Genomic DNA, 25,135 nt, shown 5'->3' with positions numbered 1-25,135 from the left:
GCCCCGGACTCTTCTCCCGGGCCGCCCTCTTGTGCCTACATCGATTCTTCGTGTGTGAGAATCAGGGCTGCTCGGCCGCCAGCGTGCGGATGGCGGTGGTGATGTCTCCCTGCTGGGGGACCGAGGCCATCTCCAGCGTGTCCGCCAGACCGATGCCCGGCACGAACTTGCCGGCCAGCAGCCGAGGTGGCGCCATCAGCTTGTAGAAGAGCTCCTCCACCGTGCGGCGCACCAGGTGCTCACCGAAGTTGGTCACCTCGGTGTCCTCGTTCACGTACAGCACGCGGCCCGTCTTCTCCACCGAGCCCTTGATCAGCTCCCAGTCGTACGGCCACAGGGTGCGCATGTCGATGACCTCGGCGTCGATGCCCTCGGCGGCCAGGTCATCCGCGGCCTTCTTGCACAGGGGCAGCGTGCGGCCGTAGCTCACCACCGTCACCTGCGAGCCCGCGCGCACCACCTTGCCCTTGCCGATGGGCACCGCGTACGCCTCGAGCTCCGGCCACTGCGGCTTCCACTGCGAGCGGTCTCCCAGCGGCGCGTCGATCATCTTCGACAGCTGCTTGTCGTTGTCCGGCTCGCCCGGAATCCGCTCCTCGCCCTTGATGCGCAAGAGCGCCTTGGGCTCCAGGTACATGACGGGGTTGATCTCCTGGCAGGCGGAGATCATCAGGCCGTACGCATCCAGCGGATTGGAGGGGATGACGATCTTCCAGCCGGGGATATGGGTGGCCGTCGCGTCGAAGGAGTGCGAGTGGTAGATGGAGCCGCGGATGCCGCTGCCCACCGGGGTCTTCACCACCATGGGCAGGTTCCAGTCCCCGTTGGTGGCCCAGCACGTGTTGCCGGCGATCTTCAGCAGATCGATGGTGTTGTAGATGTAGTCGGCGAACTGGATTTCGGCGACGGGCTTGCCGCCAGCCATGGCCAGACCGATGGCCATGCCGATGATGCCGCGCTCGTCCAGGGGCGAGTTCCACGCCGTCTTGAGGCCCTGCGTGGCGGTGAAGACGCCGCCCAGGGGCGCGCCCACGTCCTCGCCGAAGATATCGGTGACGCCGAGGTTCTCCTCGGCGTAGTGCAGGGCCATGCGAACGGCCTGTGCCATGTTGGCCATGGGTTACTTCCTCTCCGCGTAGATGTGGTTCCAGATGGTCTCGGGGCCGGGCATCGGCTCCTCGATGACCTGACGGGCCATGGCGGCCATGTCCTCGGTGTAGCGGTTGCGCAGGTCGTCCATCTCCTTGCGCGTGAGGATGCCGTGCTTCTCCAGGCGCTGCTCGAACGTGGTCAGGCAGTCCTGCTCGTTGCCCACCATGTTGGCGCCGGACGCCGAGGAGTGGCCGTACAGGCGCGACACCATGGCCTCCATGAGGAAGGGCTTGCGCTCCTTGCGCACGTACTCCATGGCCTCCTGGAGCTCCAGGTACGCGTTGATGGGATCGTTCCCATCAATCGTCTTGGTGCGCATGTTGAAGGCCTTGCCGCGGTCGGCCACGTTCGTCTCGCCGTGCTGCGTCTCGGCCGGGGTGGAGATGCCCCACTTGTTGTTGGTGACGATGATGAGCACGGGCAGCTCGCTGCCCTTGCGCGAGCTCCACACCAGGCACGAGGCGAAATCGCCCTCGGCCGTGCCCGCGTCACCGCCGGTGACGATGGTGATGGCGTCGCCGCCATGGCGCTTCTGCATCAGTGCCGTGCCCGGGGCCATCCCGTACTGCACCTCGATGGGGGAGGAGACCGGGGCGATGTTCCACTCGCGCTTGGAGAAGTGGCCCGCGAAGTTGCGGCCACCCGAGTAGGGGTCCGACGCCACGTTCTTCATCTGCCGCAGCGCCCCGATGGGCTCCTCGCCCAGGGCCATCATCGTGGCGGACTGGCGGTAGTGCGCGTGCAGGTAGTCGTAGGCCGGGCCCTGGCCCTTCTTCATCAGCAGGCCGAGGGGCACGTTGAAGGCCTCCTCGCCCGGGCCGCCGATCCAGAAGTAGCCGTGGCCCTGCTTGTACATCTGGATGAGGCGCTCTTCGAGGACGCGCGCCTTCACCATCAGGTCGTGCATCCGGACCAGCAGCTCCCGATCGAGCGGGAGCGACTCTTCTTCGCGGTTGAGGAGGCGGGGTTTTGGCACGCGCGTCTCTCTAGTCAGGAGTAAAGAACGGGGCCCCCTATACCCCAAAGGTGCCCCGGAAGCTCAAGCGCCCCGGGAGGTGTTTCCAGCCTCTGGACATGCCGCGCTGCGGCACAGGCGGAGAGTCCGTTACAAGCCATTCACGCAGCGCGTGCGTTGACCCACTCGCGCTCCCGGAGGGCTGCTGGCAGTCAGCAGTCCGGCTGATGAAGCCTCTTCCTTGCCGGCTCAGGTGGGAGGGCTCCGGCGTAGCGAAGCGGCCTTGCCAGATGGACCTCCACGAGTGGAATGAGAAATGTAGGGGCTTCAAGAACAAGACCCGCGAAGAAAAGTTTCAGTGCCCGAAGGAGTGCCAGCCCGTTGAATGATGGCTTGGGTGGTGGAGAGGTCGTGTGCAGGTCATGAGCAGGCGCACACTCCTGGCCGGTGTGCTGGGTCTGCTCGTTCCGCTGCCTCTCGTGGTGCTGCTCGCGATTTCGATGAAGAGCCTCGTGGCTGGCTCCGCGCGACCCGAGCAAAGGAGCCTCGTTCCCATGCTCACGAGTGAGGAGCGCCACCGGCTGCTGAGCTACGAACGCGATTGCAGCACGGACGAGGACTGTGACTCGCCTCTTCGCTGCTTCTTCAATGAACGCATCGGGCGACGTTTTTGCACCGACAGCAGGTGCATGACGGACCTCCAGTGCGCGGAAGACTTTGCCTGCCGCACCTTTGATGTCGGCAATGGCAAGGAGCAGATCCGTGGTTGCGCGCTGGTGGGAATCCGAAAAGAGGGAGAGTCGTGCCGACGGCTTCCCGATACGCGCGAGCAGGGTTGTGAGCGCGGTCTGCTGTGTCAGACCCGGTGCGGCCGTCCATGCGTGCTGGACGAGCCCTCCAGTTGCCCCGTGGGCTTCTTTTGTTCAGACGGGCCCGATGGCCCTTCCTGCCTGCCGAGATGCGAGGGACTTACGTGCCCCGAGGGGCAGCGGTGCGTGGGGGTCGCGGCGGATGTTTCGATTTGCGCCAGCATCCATGGCCCGGATTGCGAGCGGACTCCCTGCCCTGAAGGCCAGGAATGTGAGGTCTACGGCGACCTCCCGCCTGCGAATGAGGTCTGGATGGAGTGCCTGAGCGGCTGTGGCGGTAGGGAGGACCCTCCATGTCCCGAGGGGACCGCCTGCTACTTGTTTCAGTGCCGCAAGGCGTGCGACCCCGAGGGGCCTCCGGTCTGTGGATCCGGCTTCGCCTGTAGGCGGAGCCATTCCAGTCAGCCCTGGGTGTGCCTGCCCAGTACCCGGACCGAATAACGGGTCCAGGTACTCCCTATCGGTTTTGTCAGGGTCTCTAACGGGAGTCCTCGCGTGTCGCCGGGGGGGGCTGCTCCTCCACGGAATGGGACTCCACGTCTCTCAGGGGCATCAGGCGCGAGAGCAGGGGACCGCCGTGCTTGAGGCGAGCAATCCGCTGCGCGGGGTAGATGCCTCGCTGTCCGGTGAGGAGATAGGCCGTGACGGTGACGATGACGACGTGGGGCAGCACGCCCGCGCCGAGCAGCTCCACGGCCATGAGGGACAGGGCCAGCGGTGTATTGGCAGCGGCTCCAAAGAGCGCGGCGAGTCCCACGCCCGCCGCCAGGTCCAACGGCAGTCCGAGCAGCTGCGCCAGCACGTTGCCGAGCGCAGCACCTACGAAGAAGAGGGGAGTGACCTCGCCCCCGAGGAAGCCCGCGCCCAGGGTGACGACGGTGAAGAGCAGCTTGAGGGCGAAGGCGCTGGAGGGCAGGGTGGGGTCCACGAAGGCCCGCTCGATGGTGGGCACGCCCAGGCCGAGGTAGTCGCTGGTACCCACCAGCTTCCAGAGGCCGACTACCATCGCGCCGCCCAAGGCCATGCGCAGGGGCAGGGACGGGATGGTCTTCTCCAGTCGCTTCTTGATGAAGTGCACGCCCTCGACGAACACCACGGCCACCAATGCCACCGCGATACCGAAGACGAGCCACTTGCCGAGCACTTGCGGCGAGAGGGGCAGCGCCGCTGGAGTGGGGTATGGCGTGTGGTGGATTCCGAGCGCGCGGGTGACGAGGTCTCCCACCACGGCGGCCACCAGCGCGGGCACGAGGGCCTCGTAGCTCATGCGTCCCACGCAGACGACCTCGAGCCCGAAGACGGTGCCAGCGATGGGGGTGCCGAAGACGGAGCCGAAGCCCCCGGCGATGCCGGCGGCGAGCAGCTCCCGGCGTGTGGAGGGCGAGACGCGGAAGCGGTGCGCCACGACATCGGCGAGGCTGGCCCCCATCTGCACGGCGGTGCCCTCGCGCCCGGCGCTGCCACCGAAGAGGTGGGTGAGCACCGTGCCCACCAGCACCATGGGCGCCATGCGCAGGGGAAGCTGCGAGTCGCCCTCATGCACGGTGTCCAGCACGAGGTTGTTGCCACCCCGGATGGGCGTGCCCCACCGGGCGTAGAGGGCGCCGATGACCAGGCCCGCCAGGGGCAGGGTGTAGACGAGCCACTCGTGCCGGGTTCGCACGTCGGTGGCCACGTCCAGCAGGTAGAGGAACACCGCCGACGCCACTCCGCACACCACCCCCACCACTGAGCCCAGGACGAGCCACTGTCCGAAGGAACGCGCTCGCTTGTTCAGGCTCACCGCTGAGCTCCCCTGGAGATTTCTCGCTGACGCATGTCCGCGAGTGCGCGCTCGTTGTACCCGACTCCGCTCTTCATTAAAGACAGGTGCTCCGCGCTCGTTGACGTCAATGAGTTGTGTGGTTTTTTGTGGGTGGGGGTGGGATTGTGCTCGTTGACGTCAACGAGCGCTTCGGGGTGTGACCTGGTCCGTCCGGGGTGACGAGCGGCCGTTGCTCTCCCCGCGAGCCGTGACGGGCGGACAGACGCACATTTCGCGGTGTCGAAGCATGGGACAGCCCTGGAGAGCATTGAGTACACACGTGCTCGCCATGCCTTCGCCGGCCCCACCTGACTTCCAGTTGCTCTTCGAGAAGAGCCCGGGCTCCTACCTCGTCCTGTTGCCGGACGCGGACTTCACCATCGTCGCGGTGAGCGATGCCTATCTGAAAGCCACCCTGACGACCCGCGAGGACATCCTCGGCCGCGGCTTCTTCGAGGTGTTCCCCGCCAACCCGGAGGACCCGAGGACCATCAGCACCCGCAACGTGCGTGTTTCGCTCAAGCGGGTCCTGGCCACGCGTGCGCCGGACACCATGCCCGTGCAGCAGTACGACATCCGGCGTCCCGAGTCCTTGGGGGGTGGTTTCGACGCGCGGTACTGGAGCACCACCAACCTCCCCGTGCTCTCACCCGAGGGAGAGGTTCGCTACCTCATCCACCGGACGGAGGACGTGACGGACTTCGTGCGCCTGTCCCTGCGCGGCGAAGAGGAGCTGATGGACACGGACGTCCTGCGCCGGGGTCAGGAGCTGCTCCAGGCCTCCAACAAGGAGCTGCGCCAGGCAGTGCGCGAGCGCGACGAGTCCCTGGCCATGGTCGCCCAGGCCCGCGCGGAAGCCGAGCGCCAGCGTGCCTGGCTGCACTCGCTGTTCATGCAGGCGCCCACCGCCATCACCATCCTCCGGGGCTCGCGGTACGTCGTCGAGCTGGCCAACCCGCTCATCTGCCGCATCTGGGGCCGGCAGCAGGAGCAGGTGCTGGGCAAGCCCTTGTTTGACGCCCTGCCGGAAGTGGCGGGCCAGGGGCTCGAGGAGCACCTGACGCAGGTCCTCACCACCGGGGTGCCCTATGTCGCCAGGGAAATGCCTATCCGGGTGGCACGCCTGGAGGGCGGGGCCCTCGAGGATGTGTTCTTCACCTTCGTCTACGAGCCCATGCGCGACAGTCAGGGCCACGTGGAAGGCTCATCGTCGCCGCCTCGGACGTGACGGACCTGGTGCGTGCTCGCCAGCGGACGGAGGCGCTCGCCGCCGAGGAAGTGCGCGTTGCCGAGGAGCGGCTGCGCCTGGCCATGGCGGCCATGGAGATGGGGACGTGGGACGCGAACCTCACCACGGGCGAGCTGGTGTGGGACGAGCGCATGCGCACCCTCTTCGGCCTGCCGCTGGAAGTGCGCCTGGACTACGACGCCGTCTACTCGTGCGTGCATCCCGAGGATCGCGAACGCGTCATCCGCAGCTCTCGCGAGGCGGTGGGGCCTGGCGGCTCGGGGTCCGTTGCCCTCGAGTACCGCATCCTTCCTCCGGAGGGCGGGACGCAGCGGTGGGTGAGCACGCAGGGCCAGGTGTATTTCGATTCCTCGGGGCGACCCACCCGCTTCCTGGGGACCGGGGTGGACATCACGGCGCGCAAGGCCTTGGAGGCGGAGATGAAGGCACGGGCCGACTTCGAGCAGCAGCTCATCGGCATCGTCTCGCACGACCTGCGCAACCCCCTGAGCGCCATCCTGTTGGGGACGCAGGCGCTGATGGGCCAGGAGAGCCTGAGCGCACATCAGTTGAAGAGCGTGGTGCGCATCCAGTCCTCGGCCCAGCGCGCGCTGCGCCTGGTCAAGGATCTGCTGGATTTCACCCAGGCCCGCCTGGGCGGGGGCCTGCGCATGGAGCGCCGGCCGCTGGAGCTGGCCCGCCTCATCATGCAGCTGGTGGTGGAGGTCGAGGCGGCCTACCCCGAGCGCACCATCGAGGTGTACCGGGTGGGGGATACACGAGGGGAGTGGGACGGTGACCGCATTGCCCAGGTGGTGACGAACCTGATGGCCAATGCGCTCAAGTACAGTCCGCCCGACAGCCGCGTACGGGTAGAGGCGCGGGGGGTGGACGGCTGGGTGTTCCTGGAGGTGCACAACACCGGCACCCCCATCCCCCCCGACAAGTTGCCCGTCCTCTTCCAGCCCATGCGGCGGGCGACCAACGAGGTAGACAAGGTGGGCCGCAGCGTGGGGTTGGGCCTCTACATCGTGGATCACATCGCCCGCGCTCATGGGGGCAGTGTCGAGGTCTCCTCCACCGAGGTGGCGGGGACGACCTTTACGGTCCGGTTGCCGCGCTCGCCCCCTGCGGGCGGACGCCCCACGTGAGCGGCCACCGTACTCCCAGCGAAATCCGGCTCGGAAGGGCCTGGGCGGGGCCCTTCTTCTCACCAGGGGGGACTCGCGTAAGCGGAAAACTGAGCTAAAGTCGCCCGGCTTCCAAGAATCCGATAGCCGTCGCGCCTCCCCCAGCGCCGATTCAGAGTTCCGCCTTGTCCAACGCCCCCCTGCCTTCCCAGCCCCCTCCCGACGGGTCGTTCGAGCACCAAGAGCCAACCCTCACCGGGACCGCCACCCGCGCGGCGGGCAATACCTCGACTCGGATCTCCCCGCTTTACCCGGAGATGACGGGCACCATCGTCGCTCCGCTGGAGGCCGGCGAGCTCCCCGATGTGGCCGCCATCCGGGGCATGCGGTTGGACCAGCTCCTCTTCGTCACCACCGGCGTGCTGGTGGGCCTCGTGGTGGGCCTGCTCGCCTCCGTCGCCTGGGTCTCCGCCAAGTCCCAGTTCGAGGAGACGTCCACCCGCTTCAATGAGCACGTCCGCAGCCAGGCCATCGAGCTGGGTCAGACGCTCAGCCACACCCTGTCGCTCACCTCGGCCACCTCGCTGCGCGACAACAACTACGCCTTCCTCAGTGAGGTGGCGCGCTCCATCATCTCCGACAACCCGAACATCCTCCGCGTGCAGATATATGACGCGGACAGCCAGCTCGCCGCGGATTCGGCGCCCGACGCGAAGTTGGGCACCACCACCGAGCGCAAGCCGGAGCGGCGCTGGGTGACGGCCTTGTACCAGGGCAAGCCCATCATTGAGTACCAGGAGCCCATCGACTACGGCTCCCAGAGCGGCAAGGGCGTGGTGCTCATCAGCTACTCGCTGGAAGGGTTGCAGCAGCAACTACACGCGCTGGAGGCGGCCAAGCGGGAGTCGCTGCGCCGCAACGCCACCACCATGGCGGGGCTGGGCGGTGGCTTCCTGGCGCTGGCGGCCTTGCTGGTGGCCATCCTGAGCCGTCGCATCACCCGGCCGCTGGGCGTGCTTACCGGAAAGGTGATGCAGCTGGCCGCCGGAGACCTGAACGCGCGTACCGAGGAGGTGCGGGGCGCTGGGCGTGAGGTGACTACGCTGGGAGTGGTGTTCAACCACATGGCTGAGCGCATCAGCGTGCTGCTCGAGGACGTGCGCGCCAAGGCCCAGTTGGAGCGGGATGTGTCGCTCGCGCGCACCGTGCAGGAGACGCTGCTGCCCGGCCGCGAGGGCTTCCAGGCGGGCCCACTGCGCATCGCCGGCCTCGTCGTCACCGCGGACGCGTGCGGCGGCGACTGGTGGACGCGTGCTGCCCTGGATGAGCGGCGCGTGGTGGTGGGCATCGGCGACGTCACCGGCCACGGTCTGGCCACCGCCCTGGTGGCCACCAGCGCCACCAGCGGTTTTGCCGCCGCCATGACCATGCGCCCGCCGGAGGAGATCTCCGCCCAGCTGCTCATCTCCTCGCTCAACGTCACCATGGCCCACGTGGGCAAGGGCGAGCACCAGATGTCCAGCGCGCTGGCCGTCATCGACGTGCAGACGGGCGTCATTGACTACGCGAGCGGTGGACACCCCAGCCCCATCGTCTTCAACCGCCACTCCCGCCAGGTGGCCTCGCTGCCGGCCCGCGGCGCGCTGCTGGGGGCCTCGGCCTCCTCCCAGTACGCCTCGAAGCAGAACTCGCTGCAGCCCGGCGACATCATCGTCTGGTACACCGACGGCCTCACCGAGTCCCGGGACGCCAGCCAGAAGCAGTATGGCACCCAGCGGCTGGCCGCCGCCCTCCACGCCAACGCCCACCTGTCCGCCGAGGCCCTGCGCGACGCCATCCTGGCCGATGCGCGTGCCTTCAGCGCCGGCCTCCCGGCGCAGGATGACATCACCGTGGTCGTCGCCGAGTTCAGCCCCGCCTCCCCATGAGTCGCATGCGCTCTCCCCGCCCTCCCGTCCGCCGCCTCGTCGCGGCACTCGTCCTCGCCCATTCGCTCACCGGCACGGCCGCGTTTGCTCAGTACCGCCCGCCCCCCATGACGGAGTCCCAGCGGCTCGTTCGCGAGGGTGAGACGGCCCAGGTGGACGCGAGCACCGCCGCCACCTCCGGTGACAAGAAGCGCGCGGAGACCAAGTACCGCAAGGCCCTGGAGCTCTTCGAGAAGGCGCTCGACGCCGAGGCCACCTCCGTGCCCGCCGCCGCTGGCCTCGGGGCCGTGGGCATGGCCCTCAATGACCACGAGCGCGTGGCCACCCGCGTGGCCCCCGTGTACGCCGCCAACCCCCAGTCGCTGGAGCTGGCGTACCCGCTGGGCATCTCGCTCTTCAAGCTCAAGCGCTACGAGGAGGCCCTGCCGGTGCTGCAGCAGGTATCGGTGGCCAACCAGCCCGAGCACCTGCTCGTCCATTACTACCTGGGCAACTACTACGCGCTCGCGCTCCAGGAGGGCGACGCGGCGGTGGCCGAGCTTCAGGCCTACCTGGCCCAGCGCCCGGACAAGCTCGCCGCCAACGACTACCAGATTCACGAGCTGCTCGGCCGCGGCCACCTGCTGCGCAACGACCCCGCGGCTGCGCGCCTGTCCTTCGAGCGCGCCCAGGTGGGCCGCACCGAGTCCGTCTCCATCCAGATGGGACTGGGCGCGGTGCTGGAGATGGAGGGCCGGATGGCGGAGGCCATGGCCCTGCTCGAGGGCCTCACCGTGCGCTTCCCTCAGGTGCCCGAGGCCAAGGAGCGCCTGGGCCGGCTGCTGCTGGAGTCCAACGACGTGCCGCGCGCCGAGGTGCAGGCGCTGGCCCTGGTGAAGCTGGGCGGCACGGCGCCGGCGCACATGCTGCTGGGTGACGTGCGCATGGTCCAGGCGCGGCCCGCCGAGGCGGAGACCGAGTACCGCAAGGTGCTGGAGCTGGCCCCGGGCGACGTGGCCGCGCAGATCGCCGTAGGCATGGCGCTGCAGAAGCAGGGCCGCAACGAGGAGGCCATCTCCTTCCTGGAGGGCGCCGTGCAGTCGGGCGCCGACAGCCTGGAGCTGTGGTCCACCCTGGGCAGCGTCAACCGCCGCGCCGGTCGCTACGCGCGTGCAGTGGAGGTGCACCGGCGCGTGGTGGAGATGGCTCCCAAGCAGGCGCTCGGCCATGTGCTGCTGGGCGCGGACCACTTCGCCACCGGCCAGTGGGACCTGACCATCGAGGATTACACCCAGGCCCTCAAGCTGGAGCCGGAGCACGCTGACGCGAAGAAGTGGCTGGCCCGCGCGCTGGCCCACCGAGCTCGGGACCGGGCCGGCAACGGACGCGTGGATGACGCGGTGCGCGACCTGCGCCGTGCCTATGACCTGGAGCGCTCCTCGGCCATGGCTCGCCGCCTGGGTGCCGTCCTGCTGCAGCAGGGCTCTCACGCCGAGGCCCGCAAGGTGATGGAGCAGGGCGTGCAACTTCCCGAGGCCGCCTGGCGCGAGCACCTGCTGCTCGGCTACGCGCGGCTGGGCTCGGGCGCTCCCAAGGATGCGCTCGAGTCCTTCGAGAAGGCCGGGCAGATGGCTCCGGACCTGGCCGCCGTGTCGGACGTGTCCGCCGGCTCGGCGCTCGCGGAGATGGAGCTGGGCCAGGTGGACGCCGCCCTCAAGCGGCTGACGGACCCGGGTACCTCCAAGCGCGCCATCGAGGTGACGCGCGCCAACCTCTCGCGCGCCTACCTGCGCCGCGCCTTCGCCCGGCTGGAGTCCGGAGATGGTGCGGGCGCCCGTCAGGACGTGGAGTCGGCCGAGCGCGCCGGCGTGGGTGGCAACCAGTCCGAGCTGGGCCGCCTGTCCGCCTTCGCCAAGGGGCTCGCCCAGACGGAGGAGGGCCGCTTCGCGGATGCCAGTGCCGTCTTCAAGCGCGCGCTCACCCCCACGCCGTCGTGGGCCCGCCCCAACACCCGCCAGCTCGTGGACGCCTTCCTGCTCTACCGCAACGACAAGCTGCCGCAGGCGCGCAAGGCGCTCACCGCCGCCGCGAAGCGCCCCATTCCCGAGCAGGCCCAGTTCACGGCCGCCTTCACCAGCGCCCTCCACCGCCGCGAGGCCGAGCGCGCCTACAACTCCGGCAACATGCGCGCCGCGGAGAAGGCCTTCAAGGCCGCCCTGGCCCTCTCGCCGGACAGCGCCGCCCTGCAGCACAACCTCGCCTGCGTGGCCTACCGCGGCAAGAAGGCCAATGACGCCGTGGCCATCTGGAAGAAGCTCGAGGGCACCGTGCCCCAGGCCTCACTCAATCTCGGCATCGACGCCCAGGAGCGCCGCCGCGACATGGGTCAGGCCGTCGACTCCTACCGTCGCTACCTCGCTTCGGGCAGCGCTCCTCGTGCCGCCGCCGTGCGCGAGTGGAAGGAGCGGTTGCAGATGATCTACGGCCTGGCCGAGCCGGCCGTCGCCCCGACCTCCAACCCCGAGCCCTCCAGCGCCACCGCTTCGGATACCACGCCATGATTTCCCTCCGCTCGCTCCTCCTGGGCCTCGCGCTGCTGTGCGCCTGGGTGCCCGCCGCTGGCGCGGCCTCCAAGAAGGCCACCCTGGGCGTCTTCCTGCCCTCCACCCTCACCGATGGACAGCAGCGCTTCCAGTTCGCCGAGGCGCTCGCCGCGAAGCTGTCCGCGGCCACCGGCCGGCCCACGGCGGCCAAGAGCTTTGCCCGCTACGAGGACTTCTCGAAGGCCGTGGGCGAAGGCATCGTCGACTTCGCCGTCGTGGACTCCTGGGCCGCGGTGCAGCTCGGCGCCAAGGCCACCCCGGTGGCACTTGCTCCGCTCTCCGGTGAGACGGCGCAGCGCTGGGCCATCGTCTCCAACTCGCGCGGTTCGGTGAAGGACCTGGCGGGCAAGCGGCTCGCCATCGTCAAGGGCGCGGGCGCGGCCGACCCCAAGTTCGTCACCAACGTGGTGCTCGCCGGTGACCTGGACGCCAAGAAGCACTTCAAGCTCACCCCGGTGCCCAACGTGGAGTCCGCCCTCAAGATGCTGGAGGCCAAGGGCGCCGAGGCCGCCCTGGTGCCGCTGACGCACGTGCCCGAGGGCGTCCGCGTCCTCTACCGCAGCAGCAAGGTGCCCGGCGCCGTCCTGGTGGGCATGCGCGGCGATGAGGACGACCTGACGGAGAACCTCAAGAAGCTCGAGCCGGTGGCTCCCTTCGGCGCCTTCGTCGCCATTCAGGGCAAGGAGCTGGACGAGTTCAGCAAGTTGCTGCAGCGCGGCCCCGCCCGCCGTCAGCCCGTGCTGGTGGAAGTACCCGCACTGCGCGTGGAGACGAAGGCCCTCCTGGAGCCTACCGTCCTTCAGCCGGTGCTGCCGTCCTTCGCCGACGCCCTGGATGTGTCGGCGGAGCAGCCGGATGACTGACAGTGCGGTGGCGACTTTCCCCTCGCCGAAACGTTAAACTCCTTTCTAATCGCGGGACGTAGAGAACGATGCACTCGACTCGAATCGCTTGGCTCCCGGCTCTCGTCGGGCTGATGTGTGGCCTCACCGCCGGCGCGGGGGCGGCGCAGACGAAGTCCAACTCGGCACCAGCTTCCACCCCGAGCACGGTGGCGTCGGATGCTCCGAAGGCGCGCAAGCCGCTGCCGCTGCCGCCTCCCTCTTCGTCGTCCAACGTCCCGCAGCGCGCGCCCTTCACGGGCCCGTCCTCCTCGCGTCCGCTGCCTCCGCCCTCGGGCCTGGCCGGCGTGGACATCCCGGATCCGCTCGCCGCTCCCGGCGGCGAGGCCTCGCTCGAGGAGTCCGTGCAGCAGCTGATGAGCGAGGCGGTGGTCTCCACGGCCTCCAAGCGCAGCCAGCGCATCGCCGACGTGCCGATGACCATCTCCTGGATTCCCGCCGAGGAGCTGGAGGGCACCGGCCAGTTCACCCTGTGCGAGGCCATCCAGTACTTCCCCGGCATGGAGTGCCGGCGCGGTGCCATGCGCAAGGCGGCGGTGAGCGCGCGCGGCCTCGGCTCCAACTACCTCTCCAACCGGCTCCTGCTGCTGCAGGACGGCCGTCCGCTGACGGACCCCTGGACGGGCCAGTTCTACGCGGACGAGACCACGCCGCTGGCCAACCTCAAGCAGATTGAAGTCATCCGCGGCCCTGGCTCCTCGCTGTACGGCTCCAACGCCTTCAGCGGCGTCATCAACATGATCTCCCGCCAGCCCAAGGATCTGATGCAGGACGGGCGCGACTGGGGCGCGGACACGCGGCTGCTGTTCGGCCAGGATCGCACCTGGCGCGCGCAGGCCACCGCGGCGGGACGCGGCGGCCCGGTGGAAGCGCTCATCAGCTACTACGGCTTCGGCTCGGACGGCCCGCAGCTCCTCAGTGACCCCACTGTTGGCCGCGTGGACACCAACGAGGACTCACTGGTGCACCAGGTGAGCGGCAGGGTGAACATCAAGAGCGTGACGCTGGACGCCAACTTCACCCAAGGAGAGATCGGCCGCCCGGGTGGCCACCAGATCTCCACCGTGGGCAACTGCGGCCGCTGCCACTACACGCCCGACGATGTCGAGCACGTGCAGAACTTCAACGCGAGCGCGCAGATCGATCAGCAGGTGACGGACAACCTGCGCTTGTTCGCCCAGGCGTACACGCTCTACAAGCGCCGCCAGGTGGTGATGGAGAACGCCTTCAACGAGGAGAACCCCCAGACGCCGCTGGGCAAGCGCCGCCGGATCGGCGGTGAGGCGCGCGGCCTGCTCTCCCTGGGCGATCTCACCGTGACCTTCGGCGGTGACTACAAGAACGACCTGGTCAACAACCCCAACGTCCTGCCCGGTCTGACGCTGGAGGACACCACCCAGGACATCCTCGGCGGCTTCGTCGACGCGGAGTACCGGCCCACCAGCCAGCTCGTGCTCAGCGCGGGCGCTCGCTACGACAAGTACATGATTCCGGAGAAGGTCTGGCAGGCGCGCACGGATCAGATCTCCCCGCGCGCCAGCGTGGTGTTCCACGCGCGCCCCGAGCTGACCTTCCGCGCCAACTACGGCCGCGCCTTCCGTGCGCCCACGCTGGCGGAGCTTGCCATCAACCAGCAGATGTACGCGTCCACGCTGATTGGCAACGGCAACCTGCGCGCCGAGACGCTGGACACCGTCGAGGCGTCGGTGGACTTCTGGCCCTTCGACCGTACGGTGCGCCTGACGGGCACGGGCTTCTACAACCTGGCCAAGAACTTCATCAACCAGGAGCTCCTGTTCGGCTCCACCTCGCAGTTCAAGAACGTGGGCGATGCGCGCGTGGCGGGCTTCGAGGCGGAGGCCGCGGCGCAGGTGGCGGCCATCAACTCCTCGTTCGACGTGTCGTACCAGTTCCTGGACGCGCGGGCGCTCGCCTTCGAGAACCGGCCGGAGCGGCCGCTCGACTACGCGCCCCAGCACCGCATCTACGCGCGCGGCCGGACGAACTTCGGCAAGTTCGCCTTCGCCGAGCTCTACGCGCTGTATGTGGGCGAGCGCTTTGACCCGGGCTTCCAGATGAACTCGGCCACCGGACAGCTCGAGCAGGTGAAGCTGCCCGGCTACTTCACCGCCACCGCGCGCGTGGGTGCCAACATCACCAAGGGCCTCACGGTGTCCGTGCTCGGCTCCAACCTCTTCAATGCGAAGTACGAGGAGTCCCACGGATTCCCCGCACCTCCGCTGAGCCTGTTCAGCGAGGTCAAGTTCCAGTACTGAGCCGTTATCGTGAGAGTCGCCCACCACCCGGGGGCCGCCACCGGCCTCCACCTCATCGCAGATGCGTCCCTGGCTCCCACCTCGCTGGAGCAGGCCGCGCCCGCGCTCGTGCGCAGCGGCCTGCCCCTGGTGGCCAAAGGGGGGAGTCTTCGCGCTCCGGCACGCGAGCTGGTCCTCTTCGATGGCCGTCTGGGTCCGTCCCACGCGGCCTTGCTAGAGCGAGACCCACCGGCCCTGCTGTTGGCCACGCGTGAGCCCGGTGGCCTTCCGTCCGCTTGGGAGATGCGGGTGCTGGGGGCGCTCCTGCGGGGGGAGACGCTCATGCCCCCGGGGGCACCGGTCGCGAAGCTGTGGCTGGAGCGGGTGGTGGATCTCAAGGGCGCTTCGTCCGAGGCGGCCGCGTTGGCGGAGGCCTCCAAGGGCAGCCGGAGCGCGTCGAGCCTCGCGGCCGAGGTGATGCACGAGCTGGCCGCCAACGCGCTGCTGGATGCACCAGTAGATGCCAGCGGCACGCCGCTCTACGCTCACCGGCGCGAGTCGGTGCAGGCCGTGGCGCCGGAGCACGTCTGCCAGGTGTCCTTCGCGGTGGGGGAGGGCGGCATCTTCCTGGAGGCGGTGGATCTCTTCGGGCGGCTGACGCCCGGGCCCATCGCGCGGGCGCTGGCCTCACTGGGTGGGCGCATGCAGGTGAATGCCTCGGGGGGTGGGGCGGGCCTGGGAATGCGGCGCATCCTGGAGGCGTGTGAGTTGATTGCCGTCCGCGTCGTGCCGGGCAAGGAGACGCGGATGCTGGGCGTGGTCGGATTGGGGGAGGCACGTCGCCGGGCCGCGCTTCCCAAGTCGTTGCTGTACTTCCAGTCGGAATGAGGAGCGGGACGGTGGAGACGCAGGGTTCCAATGCCACTATCAGCCGCGTGCGCGTGGGCACCATCAACCACGTGCGCATCGCCGGCGTCATCGACGAGACGTTCCCGCTGACGTCCGCGTCGTCGGACCTGGGGGGGCTGCTCATCGTCGACCTCGGCCAGGTCGAGCGCATCAGCTCCTTCGGCGTGCGGCGGTGGATCGAGTTCGCCAGCAAGCTGCCCGCCGGGGGCATCGCGCTCTACGTGGTCAACGCGCCACCAGTGATGGTGGACCAGCTCAACATGGTGGAGGGCTTCTCCGGCGTGGCGCGGGTGCTGTCGGTGCTGGCGCCCTACACGTGCCGCACCTGCGGAGAGGACCGGCTGCGCCTGGTGGACCTGCAGACGGAGGCGCCCATCATCGCCGAGGGCCGCGCCCCCGAGCACTCCTGCCCCGTGTGCGCCGGCAAGCTGGAGTTCGCGGATCTGCCGAGCGAGTTCTTCGACTACGCCCAGCGCCAGCAGTTCGGCACGGTGGACCCGGTGGTGATGCGCTACCTGCGCGCCACCACGCCCAGCGCGCCCTCCACGCTCACCTCGCACCTGAAGATCGTCCAGGACGACATCACCTATATCTCCCTGGCCAGCGAGCTGAAGGCGGACCTGAACGTGCGCCGGCTGGCCTCGGGCCTGGAAGGGCGCGTCGCCTTCGACTTCTCCCACGTTACGAAGGTGGAGCCTGAGGCCGTTGCCAAGCTGGAGCAGGTGCTGGCCACGGCGGCGCAGGGTGCCAAGGTGGTGCTTTGCCGGGTGCCGTCTCCGGTGCTCCAGGCGCTCAACCGCTTCACCAAGCAGCTCACCGCGCAGATCGGCACGCTGTGGCTGCCGTGCGAGTGCCGCAACTGCGGCCATGAGCATCAGCAGCGCGCCCTGGCCTCCGAGTACCTCGCCAAGCTGCGCGCCAACGCCAGCCCGGAGCGCGAGTGCCCCATCTGCGGTGGCTCCGCGCGCCTGCCCTCCATCCCCCAGCTCGTGCCGCTGCTCAGCCGCTCGACGCTGGTGGAGCAGCCGCTCGAGGACATCGAGGCGCTCGAGCCCCGCGCCCTCAGTCAGTACCTCTTCGGCTCCACCAACGTGGATCCGAACGCCAAGGGCGGCAGCTCGGAGATCAGCAACTCCATCAGCGGCACCAAGCTGCAGATCATCCGCCGGCTGGGCCAGGGTGGCATGGCCGAGGTGTTCCTCGCCAAGCAGGTGGGCGTGAAGGGGTTCGAGAAGTTCGTGGTGATGAAGAAGATTCTCCCGCAGTTCGCGGAGAATACGGAATTCGTCGACATGCTCTTCGCCGAGGCGCGAGCCAACGCGCGCCTCACGCACCCCAACGTCGTGCAGACGTTCGACGTGGGCATGAACGACGGCGTGGCGTACATCCTCATGGAGTACGTGCGCGGCCCGGACCTCAAGAAGTTGATGAACGAGCTGCGGCGCAAGGGGCTCGCCCTGCCGCTGGAGCACGCGCTGCGCATCGTCGCCGAGACGGCCGCGGGCCTGCACTACGCGCACAGCTACGTGGACCCGGCCGGCGTGCCCCACCCGGTGGTGCACCGCGACGTGAGCCCGCACAACGTCCTCATCTCGCTCGACGGCGCCATCAAGCTGAGCGACTTCGGTATCGCCAAGGTGGCGGGCGAGGAGAACACCCAGGCGGGCGTGCTCAAGGGGAAGATCTCCTATATCTCCCCCGAGGCCGCCGCGGGCCGCGCCCTGGATGCGCGCAACGACGTGTTCGCCCTGGGCGTGGTGCTCTTCGAGCTGCTCACCGGCCAGCTTCCCTTCAAGCGCGATCACGATGCGGCCACGCTCAATGCCATTGTGCGCGAGCCGGCGCCCGTGCCGTCCCAGCTCAAGCCGAACATTCCCCAGGACGTGTCGGACCTCATCCTCCGCGCCCTGGTGAAAGAGCCGGCTCGCCGCACGTCGTCCGCCGCGGCCATGCGCGAGGAGATCGAAGCGGTGATGGCCCACCACCGGCTCAACTCGTCGCCGGCGGCGGTGGCCCAGTTTTTCAAGGGCACGTTGGGCGACAGGCTCGCGGAGTTCGGGCCCACCAACAATCCGGGCACCACCGGCTCGCACCCGAGCGTCGCGGGCACGGGAAGCGCACCTCGCGTTCCCTCCGGCTCGACCGGGGAGATGGTGGCTCCTCCCATCACTGGCTCCCGGCCCGCGCTCAACGCGGGCACCGGTCAGTATGGCGCTGTGCCGCCGCCTCCACCGGCCGCTCGCCCTCCGGCTCCTCCTTCCGCGCCCCCTCCCGGCACGCAGGCCCCCGATGAGCGCACCGAGGTCTACCGGCCCGTGCAGCAGGGCCTCATTGCCCCCAACGCCCTGCCTCCCGAGCCTCCCACGGATGCGGTTGCGGCTCCGGCGCCCGCCCCGGTGCGTCCGTCCCTGAGCTCCGCGCCCGTGGTGCCGCCCCCGCCTCCGACGGCGGCGTCCCGCCCCTCGGCCATGCCTCCGCCTGCCACCGCGCCGGCTCCTGCGCGTCCGTCCCTGGGCTCCGTGCCCGCGGTGCATTCTCCTCGTCCCTCGGGGCCTGCGCCCGCGGTGCCGCCCCGTGCGTCCCTGGGCTCCGCGCCCGCGGTCACTGGCTCTCGGCCTGCGCTGCAGCCCTCGGTCCCGGTGTCCGGTCGTACGGCGACGCAGATGTCACCTGCGGCTGCTCAGGTGGGTGCTCCTTCCGCGGCTCCCAGAGCTGCGGCCCCGCAAGCCGCTCCCTCAATGTCCGCCGCCAGGCCCGCGCCCAAGTCCTCGGCGCTCAAGTGGGCCGTCCTCGGCGTCGCCGGGCTGCTGGTGGTGGGCGGAGCCGCGGTGGTGGTTCCCAAGCTGCTGTCGAACGGAGGGGTCGAGATCGTCAACCGCGAGTCGGGCGAGCAGATCTACGTCGCGGGCCTTCGGGTGGAGGATCCGCAGGGGCTCGACTTGGAGGGGGCGAACCAGCTCGTTGTCTCCACGGCCATGAATGGCCGCCTGCACCGCTTCGGGATTCCGGTGAGCAAGGAGGTCATCGACGTGCGCACCCTGCCCGAGGCCAGGCCGGAGCCGGGCAGCAAGGGCACGCTGCGTGTCGGCGGGCTGCCGGGCTGCTTCGTCAAGCTGGGTCCGGACATGCTTCCTGGGGCGACGCCGGTGTCGGCTCCCATCGAGGCCGGCGTGGAGCTGCAGGTCATTGTCACCTGCCCCAATCAGCCGGTGTGGTCGCGGTGGGTGATGGCGGTGCCGGGGCAGGAGCTGGAGGTCCTCCCGCTACCGAAGAAGTAGAGGGAACTCCCTTCGCAGAGGCCCTCGGGCCGGGGTGCGTTACGTATGAAGGGCTGGAATCTCTTTCCTCACCTCGTCGTCCGCACCACCGGCTTTCCCTTCGAGCGACTGGAGCGGCTGCGCTGCCCCGATGCGGCGGAGAGCGCCCGGAGGCTGTGGGCCGAGCGGCGTGAGCTGGAGGCGCTGAAGGCCAGCGGCCCGCGTCTGCGGCGGCCTCCGTCAGCGGTGCTGGCGGCGTTGAAGGCGGGGCGCCCGGTGGACGTGGAAGGGCTGGAGTCCCCCGAGTTCTTCGCCACCTACAACGTCCACGCTCGTGCTGCGCAGGAGGCCGAGTCCGCCTTCGAGGCGGCGTTCTCTCGCGAGTCGGCGCGGGTGGAGGAGGCGCTCGCGGCGCTGCGCACCGAGCCGCGCTTCCTGGAGGCGGTGGCCAGCTCCAGTCCTCCGGTGGCGAGGGATCTGCTCGCGGGCAGAGAGGGGGCGCGGCTGAAGCGGCAGGTGGCCAGCTACCTGCAGCGCGTGTGCGCGAAGAACGAGACGATGAGCTTCTTCGGCCCCATCAACTACGGCCGGGTGGAGCTTGGCGCGCCCACGGGTGTCTCGGTGCGCTGGTCCGGCCCCGAGGTGCTGGTGGGGCGCAACACCTTCGCCGCTTCGTGGCTGGTGCTGGGCCTGGTGCGCGTCATTGCTGCTGACCCGGAGGTGGCGCTCTGGCTCGTCCTGCGCCGCAAGGCCTTTGCTTCGATGCCTCCGCGCAAGGGGGCTGCGCCCAACCCTGCGAGTGTGGAGGATGTGCTCCCGAGGTTGGTGGAGGCGGTGGATGGGACGCGGCCCCTGTTGGCGCTTCGCGAGGCGCTCGGGGTGGAGCTGCCGCTGCTGCTCGACGCCGTCCGTTTTGGTCTGCAGCGGAACCTGTTCACGCACCAGCTCGAAGTGCCCGCGGCCTCGCACCACCCGCTGGAGGATCTCGCCGAGCGGCTCGCTGGCCTTCCCGGCCAGGCGGCCCGCGAGCACCTGCGTGAGCTGGAGGGCTTGCTGGGAGTGATGGCGCGCTACAGCGCGGCGGACGCGGTGACCAAGATGGCGCTCAACGAGGAGCTGGCGAAGCTCGCCCGCGAGCGCTGGAGCGTGGCACCCCAGGCCGCGTCTTCCACGTCCGAAAACCACAATTTCTACCAAGACCGCCTGCCGATGCGGGAGGAGTGCGGCGGAGACCTGCGCCTCACGGTGGGTGGCGAGCGCGCGGAGGAGCTGACGCGGAGGTTGGAGCCGGCGCTCGGGTTGATGGGCGAGGCGTCGCTGCGCACGCGCGAGGCGTCTCGGGCGGCAGTGGCGGCCCTGGTGGGCGCTCGGACGGTGCCCTTCTGGAAGGTGGTGGCGGCGTACGGAGAGAAGCCAGTGCCGTACGACACCACCGTGGCCTCGGCGCTCGCGGCGGCAATCACCGACCCGGGGGCTCGTTGCGTGGAGTTGGATCCAGCGGTGCTCCCCACGCCCCGTGCGGATGCGGCGCTGCCGATTGTCACCTCGATCGATCTGCTCGTGGGCGCCTCGGACGTGGAGGCCTGGAGCCGCGGCGACTACGAGCTGGTGGTGGGGGACGTGCACGACACGGCCCTGGTGTGGGGCTGGGCGCTTCAGTTCCACGAGGAGCGGCGGCGGGTGGAGAGCGAGGTGGTGCGGGCGCTCGGAGCGCTGCGGCGGCCGATGCCCTTCGTCACCGTGCTGGCCTCTCGGCGCACCGGTCTGCTGCCTTCGGAGTTCCCTGGCCCCGTTGTTGAGCTGGGCGGCGTGAGTGCCCGGGCCTCGGCGTGGCGGCTGCCCTTCGATGACCTCCAGGTGGAGAGCGACGGGCGCACGGCCCGGCTGCTGTCCTCGCGGCTGGGCACTGAGGTGTGCCTCTACAACGGTGAGATCGAGAGCCTGGTGCAGACGGCCTTCGCCCTGCCGCGCATCCGCCCGCTGCGAGTGTCCCTGGGCGCGCACACGCCTCGGGTGATGCTGGGTGGCGCGGTGCTGCAGCGTGAGCAGTGGAGGTTGGAGGCCGCGGATGGAGAGGCGCTCCTCGCGTGCAAGGACGACAAGGCGCGGCTGAGGACGGCGGTGGGCATCTGGGCGCGGATGGGGCTGCCGGACCACGTGTTCGCGAAGTTCCCGGGTGAGCGCAAGCCGGTGCTCGTCGATGTGCGGAGCCCGGCGTTGCTGCGCGTCTTCGTCAACCTGCTCGAGCAGAAGGGCGAGGTGATGCTGTCCGAGATGCTCCCCGCGCCCGGGCAGCTCTGGCTGGGGGCGGCGGGCGGGCGGCATACGGCGGAGCTGCGCTGCTGCTTCATGTGGGGCACGGGGTCATGAAGCTGCTCGTGCTGCCTCCCCACCGTGATGTGACGTGCGTGCCCGAGGCGCCCGAGGGCTGGCGGGTGCTCGATGTGGCGCGGGCCTTCTGCCAGCGCGTGCTGACTCCAGAGACCCTGGTGCGAGCAGTGGAGACGCGGGAGCACGGGCCTGCCACGCCCCAGACGATGCGCGAGCTGCTGCTCCTGCGCGCCGCGCTCGTGCTGTGGAAGCGGGGGAGGGCGGATGCGCATCGGCCCCTGCGTGCCCTCGGCGCGGTGCTGACGGCGCTCTCCGGCCCGCCGTCTGGCGTGCACGTGCGGCTCGATGACATCGAGCTGGACGGTGGCACCACCGAGCGCTCGGCCGACGTGCTGAGAATCGTCCAGCGGCCCGCGCTGTATGACGAGGACCTGGCCCGTGCGGCCGAGCACTTCCCGGGCGCGGAGCGGGTGCGGCTGTGGCTGGAGAAGGATCTGCACCTCCCGGCGGCGGTGGCGCTGGCGGCGGCGTGTCCGGCCTCGGTGCCTCTGGAGGTCGCGGGCCCCTTCGCGGTCACCCACCGCGCGGTCCTGGCGGCGCTCCCCGCCTTCCAGCGAGCCTCCTTCCCCGAGGACGTGGCGCCTCTGCGCTGGAGAGTGGCGGCCGTGGACGCGGCGGAGCCGGAGCTGCTCACCTGGGTTTCCGAGGGGGCTCGTCCACCAGCGGAGGGCGGACCCTGGGCGGGCCATGTGCCGCTGAGGGCGTTGCTCGATGCCGAGGCCCTCGTGGCGAGCGGTTGCCGCACCGCGGTGGTGGGCTTCTGCTCGGTGGATGAGGGCGGAGTGCTGGGCAGTGATGGGAGCCGCGTACCGCTGGAGCCACTGGCCGCGGCGGTGGAGCGCCTGCATGCCGCCGGAGCGCGCGTGGTTGCGGAATGGTGGGTGGGGGCTCCCGGCGTGGATGAGGCCGCGCACGCGCGGACCTTCACGTTGCTCGGCCAGCGGCCCGTGTTTGACTGGGTTTCGGGAGTGAGGACGTTCCACTGGACGCGCGGGCGTTCGGGTGAGGACTTCGCGGGCATGCCGGTGCATTTCCTCTCACCGCCCGAGGACCGGGATCTGGCGCGGACCGTGCCCTTCGAGGCGCCGGGGACGGTGCCCCATGGTCGACTGGCGGAGCTGCTCACCTCGCTGGCGGGGAGGCTGCTGCAACGCGCACCGCTAAGCCCGGGCCGCGTGGCCTGGGCTTCGCTCCACCCGCCAATCCCTGTGGCGCCTGGAGGCGATCGGATCCGGTTGGATGGAGACTGCGCGCTGGTGCAATTGCCAGCGACACTGGACGGCACGGCGAAGCCCTCTTGGTACGCGGCGAACCTGCGCACCGGTGGGGTGCTGGCCATGGACGCGCGACTGGCGCCGATGGTGGCGGGGGCCGAGCAGCCGGTGACGGTGGGAGAGCTTTTCGCGGCGTTGCCGGAGGCGCAGCGCGGCAAGGTGGAAGCGGCGCTGGTGGGCCGCGCGGTCCTCGAGAGGGTGCACGCATGAGCGAGCGCTGGACGCTGGGCGAAGTCTTCGTACTTCGGCACGCGGGTTTCCCGTTCGACTGGCTGGAGGGCCTGGGCTTCTCGGAGGGCCTGAGGTCTGAGGTGGCAGCGCTGCTCGAGGACGAGCGGGCGGTGGTTGAGGCCGTGCGCACCGCCGCGGGTGAGGACTCGGCCCGTGTGGCCCGTGAGGCGCTGGAGAAGGGCAAGGAGCCGTCGCTCAAGGCGAAGTACGGGCCCGAGTGTGCCCAGGCGCTGGAGCGCTACCGCTCGCACCGCGCGGCGCTGTTGGCCCGATACACGGAGGAGCGGCAGGATCTGCGGAGACGGCTGCGCGAGCGGGCGGCGGAGCCCTCCATCCAGGAGGCCGTCTTCTTCTCCAACCCGGCGATGTACGAGAACGTCTGGTCGCGCTACCTGGAGGGGGAGCAGCGGCCGGACAACTCGGATGCGCGGCGGGTGGAGCGGCAGGTCTACACGTACCTCCAGCGCTTCTGCGCGAAGAACGAGACGACGAGCTTCTTCGGCCCCATCTCCTACGGCGAGTGCGACGGTGAGGACGGAGACGATGTGAAGGTAGTGCCGAGCGGGAGCACGCGGCGGCGCACCTTCCTCACCTTCTGGGCCATCACCGAGCTTGCGCGGGCGGTGGCTCGGGAGCGCGAGGTGCGCCGGCACCTGCCGCTGCGGCTCAACCCGCTCTTCAAGGTGGAGGCGGGCCGGGCGAGCTGCGAGCCGTTGAAGCTGGAGGTGGCGCTGTCGCCGGAGGCAGAGCGACTGCTCGCGGTGCTGCCGGGGGCGCCGACGCTGGGCGCGGCGTCGGGCGCACTGGGCCAGCCAGTGGAGACGGTGGAGCGGCTCGTGGTGCCGCTGATGAAGTCGGCGCTGGTGCTGCTGGGACTGCCTTTTGTAGCGAATGACTTCGGCACCTTCGCGAGTCTGCGCGAGGCGGTGGCGGCATTGCCCGCGTCCGAGGCCCGGGAGCGTTGGCTGTCGAGGCTGGACGAGCTGGAGCGTCTGCGCAGCGAGTTCGAGGGTGCGAGGCTGGCCCGCCGCCGGGAGCTGTTGCAGACGCTGGAGACGCGCTTCACCGAGTACACGGGCAAGCCCGCGCGGCGAGGCGAGGGGCAGGTGTACTCGGACCGGCTCATCCTCTACGAGGAGGCGTCCTCGCCCTTCCGGCTGAAGCTGGGACGGCGCTTCAGCGAGGAGATGGCGGCGAAGCTGTCCGGGGCGCTAGGGCTCTCTGCGGCATACGGGGACCGGGTGCAGCGCAGCTACCGCGAACAGGTGCGTGATGCACTGGGCTCGGAGGAGCGCCCGCTGGACTTCCTCGAGTACGCGGTGCGGCTGCGCCCGGACGAGGTGGCGGGGAGCCGCTTCGCGCCGGTGCCGCCGATCCTGCTCGACGAGGACCTGTCGCGCTCTCGGACGCTACCCGAGGACTTCCTGGGGACCTCACAGCCGGGAGGCCGCTACGCACTGCCGGACGTGTGCCTCGCGGCAACAGAGAGCGGTTTCGAGGTGATGTGCGCCCGCGTGCACCACCACCTGATGCTGTGGAGCTGGCTGAGCGCCTTCTACCCGGATCGGGCGCGCTACGAGTCGGTGGCGGGGAAGTGGCTGGAGCGCGAGCCCGCGGCGAAGGGACTGGTGGGGCTGGCCATCCGCCGACGCAACAAGGGCTTCTACGTCTATCCGGGGCGGAAGCTGGTGTACTCGGTCTCCGACGTGCTGGACGTGGAGCAGGGTGCCCTGAAACCGCATGACGTGAAGGTGCTGCCCACGCGCGAGGGGCCGGTGCTGATGGACGGCGAGGGGAAGAGGCTCTCGCTGTACATGCCGCTGGACGACTTCAATACGTACGCGCCTTTCGCGGCGCTGGCGCACCCGCAGGTGCTGCACGCGAAGCTGCGCACCCAGGGCCGGCACCTGCCGAGGCTCCACGTGGGCGGCGCGGTGTACCAGCGGGAGCGGTGGGAGCTGCCCACCACCATGTTCTCGCAGGTGAGCGGGATGGACCTGTTGCTCGCGGTGGAGCGCGAGCGCCGGGCGAGCGGTTTGCCGCGTTTCGTGTTCATGCGCAGCACGGTGGAGCGCAAGCCGTACCTGATCGACACGGCGTCGCCGTTCGCGCTGGAGCTGTTGCTGTACCTGTCGCGAGGGGCGGAGCAGCTCTCGGTGGAGGAGATGTACCCGGCACCGGAGCAGCTCTGGCTGAAGGACGAGCGGGGCCGCTACACGTGCGAGATGCGGATGCAGGCGGTGCGCTGGAGCGAGGAGCGGGGCTGAC

General features: G+C 69.6%; 14 protein-coding genes. 11 read left to right on the top strand and 3 right to left on the bottom strand.

Annotation, left to right across the window (positions count from 1 at the left end; genetic code table 11):
• Positions 1-61 precede the first annotated feature (61 nt).
• From OV287_RS34420 to OV287_RS34410, 3 genes are all read right to left on the bottom strand, one after another.
• On the bottom strand, positions 62-1,117 hold the full coding sequence (locus tag OV287_RS34420; protein WP_267538279.1) for an alpha-ketoacid dehydrogenase subunit beta: 1,056 nt from the start codon (positions 1,115-1,117) through the stop codon (positions 62-64).
• 3 nt (positions 1,118-1,120) lie between these two features.
• Entirely contained in the window at positions 1,121-2,128 is a 1,008-nt protein-coding gene (locus OV287_RS34415; RefSeq protein WP_373371853.1) for a thiamine pyrophosphate-dependent dehydrogenase E1 component subunit alpha, read from the bottom strand.
• 1,326 nt (positions 2,129-3,454) lie between these two features.
• On the bottom strand, positions 3,455-4,759 hold the full coding sequence (locus OV287_RS34410) for a chloride channel protein (protein WP_267538278.1): 1,305 nt from the start codon (positions 4,757-4,759) through the stop codon (positions 3,455-3,457).
• A gap of 310 nt (positions 4,760-5,069) precedes the next feature.
• Between OV287_RS34410 and OV287_RS34405 the strand changes: the two genes are divergently transcribed.
• The 11 genes from OV287_RS34405 to OV287_RS34355 all read left to right on the top strand — a co-directional run bounded on the left by OV287_RS34405 (position 5,070) and on the right by OV287_RS34355 (position 25,134).
• A complete protein-coding gene (locus OV287_RS34405) occupies positions 5,070-6,008 on the top strand; it encodes a PAS domain-containing protein (protein ID WP_267542463.1) in 939 nt (312 codons plus the stop codon).
• 8 nt (positions 6,009-6,016) lie between these two features.
• Positions 6,017-7,159 carry a sensor histidine kinase gene (locus tag OV287_RS34400; RefSeq protein ID WP_267538277.1) on the top strand — a complete coding sequence of 381 codons (1,143 nt, stop codon included), beginning with the start codon at positions 6,017-6,019 and terminating at the stop codon, positions 7,157-7,159.
• A gap of 296 nt (positions 7,160-7,455) precedes the next feature.
• Positions 7,456-9,066, top strand: coding sequence for a PP2C family protein-serine/threonine phosphatase (locus OV287_RS34395; RefSeq protein WP_267542462.1), 1,611 nt, complete (start codon positions 7,456-7,458; stop codon positions 9,064-9,066).
• 5 nt (positions 9,067-9,071) lie between these two features.
• Complete coding sequence (locus OV287_RS34390; RefSeq protein ID WP_267538276.1) at positions 9,072-11,606, top strand: tetratricopeptide repeat protein; 2,535 nt, start codon at positions 9,072-9,074, stop codon at positions 11,604-11,606.
• On the top strand, positions 11,603-12,511 hold the full coding sequence (locus tag OV287_RS34385; RefSeq protein WP_267538275.1) for a PhnD/SsuA/transferrin family substrate-binding protein: 909 nt from the start codon (positions 11,603-11,605) through the stop codon (positions 12,509-12,511). Before OV287_RS34390 ends, OV287_RS34385 begins: the two co-directional genes overlap by 4 nt.
• Before the next feature lie 68 nt (positions 12,512-12,579).
• On the top strand, positions 12,580-14,826 hold the full coding sequence (locus OV287_RS34380; protein ID WP_267538274.1) for a TonB-dependent receptor plug domain-containing protein: 2,247 nt from the start codon (positions 12,580-12,582) through the stop codon (positions 14,824-14,826).
• Positions 14,827-14,835: 9 nt separating this feature from the next.
• Positions 14,836-15,693 carry a hypothetical protein gene (locus OV287_RS34375; RefSeq protein WP_267538273.1) on the top strand — a complete coding sequence of 286 codons (858 nt, stop codon included), beginning with the start codon at positions 14,836-14,838 and terminating at the stop codon, positions 15,691-15,693.
• An 11-nt stretch (positions 15,694-15,704) separates the two neighbouring features.
• Positions 15,705-18,992: a serine/threonine-protein kinase gene (locus OV287_RS34370; protein ID WP_267538272.1), complete on the top strand. Its 3,288-nt coding sequence runs from the start codon at positions 15,705-15,707 to the stop codon at positions 18,990-18,992.
• A gap of 45 nt (positions 18,993-19,037) precedes the next feature.
• Positions 19,038-21,341 carry a lantibiotic dehydratase gene (locus OV287_RS34365; protein ID WP_267538271.1) on the top strand — a complete coding sequence of 768 codons (2,304 nt, stop codon included), beginning with the start codon at positions 19,038-19,040 and terminating at the stop codon, positions 21,339-21,341.
• A complete protein-coding gene (locus OV287_RS34360; RefSeq protein ID WP_267538270.1) occupies positions 21,338-22,846 on the top strand; it encodes a hypothetical protein in 1,509 nt (502 codons plus the stop codon). Before OV287_RS34365 ends, OV287_RS34360 begins: the two co-directional genes overlap by 4 nt.
• Positions 22,843-25,134 carry a lantibiotic dehydratase gene (locus OV287_RS34355; protein ID WP_267538269.1) on the top strand — a complete coding sequence of 764 codons (2,292 nt, stop codon included), beginning with the start codon at positions 22,843-22,845 and terminating at the stop codon, positions 25,132-25,134. The genes OV287_RS34360 and OV287_RS34355 overlap by 4 nt, the downstream gene beginning before the upstream one ends.
• The last annotated feature ends 1 nt before the right edge of the window (position 25,135 follow it).

It is taken from the genome of Archangium lansingense, from assembly GCF_026626635.1.
Taxonomy (GTDB): Bacteria; Myxococcota; Myxococcia; order Myxococcales; family Myxococcaceae; genus Archangium; species Archangium lansingense.
The sequence above is the reverse complement of the archived record's forward strand: the minus strand, read 5'-3'. Positions and strand labels throughout refer to the sequence as shown.

Bases quoted from the DNA above. Each gene is read 5' to 3' on its own strand.
- OV287_RS34420 (WP_267538279.1), bottom strand. From the start codon at position 1,117: ATGGCCAACATGGCACAGGCCGTTCGCATGGCCCTGCACTACGCCGAG.
- OV287_RS34405 (WP_267542463.1), top strand. From the start codon at position 5,070: ATGCCTTCGCCGGCCCCACCTGACTTCCAGTTGCTCTTCGAGAAGAGC.
- OV287_RS34395 (WP_267542462.1), top strand. From the start codon at position 7,456: ATGACGGGCACCATCGTCGCTCCGCTGGAGGCCGGCGAGCTCCCCGAT.
- OV287_RS34390 (WP_267538276.1), top strand. From the start codon at position 9,072: ATGCGCTCTCCCCGCCCTCCCGTCCGCCGCCTCGTCGCGGCACTCGTC.
- OV287_RS34385 (WP_267538275.1), top strand. From the start codon at position 11,603: ATGATTTCCCTCCGCTCGCTCCTCCTGGGCCTCGCGCTGCTGTGCGCC.
- OV287_RS34380 (WP_267538274.1), top strand. From the start codon at position 12,580: ATGCACTCGACTCGAATCGCTTGGCTCCCGGCTCTCGTCGGGCTGATG.
- OV287_RS34365 (WP_267538271.1), top strand. From the start codon at position 19,038: ATGAAGGGCTGGAATCTCTTTCCTCACCTCGTCGTCCGCACCACCGGC.
- OV287_RS34360 (WP_267538270.1), top strand. From the start codon at position 21,338: ATGAAGCTGCTCGTGCTGCCTCCCCACCGTGATGTGACGTGCGTGCCC.
- OV287_RS34355 (WP_267538269.1), top strand. From the start codon at position 22,843: ATGAGCGAGCGCTGGACGCTGGGCGAAGTCTTCGTACTTCGGCACGCG.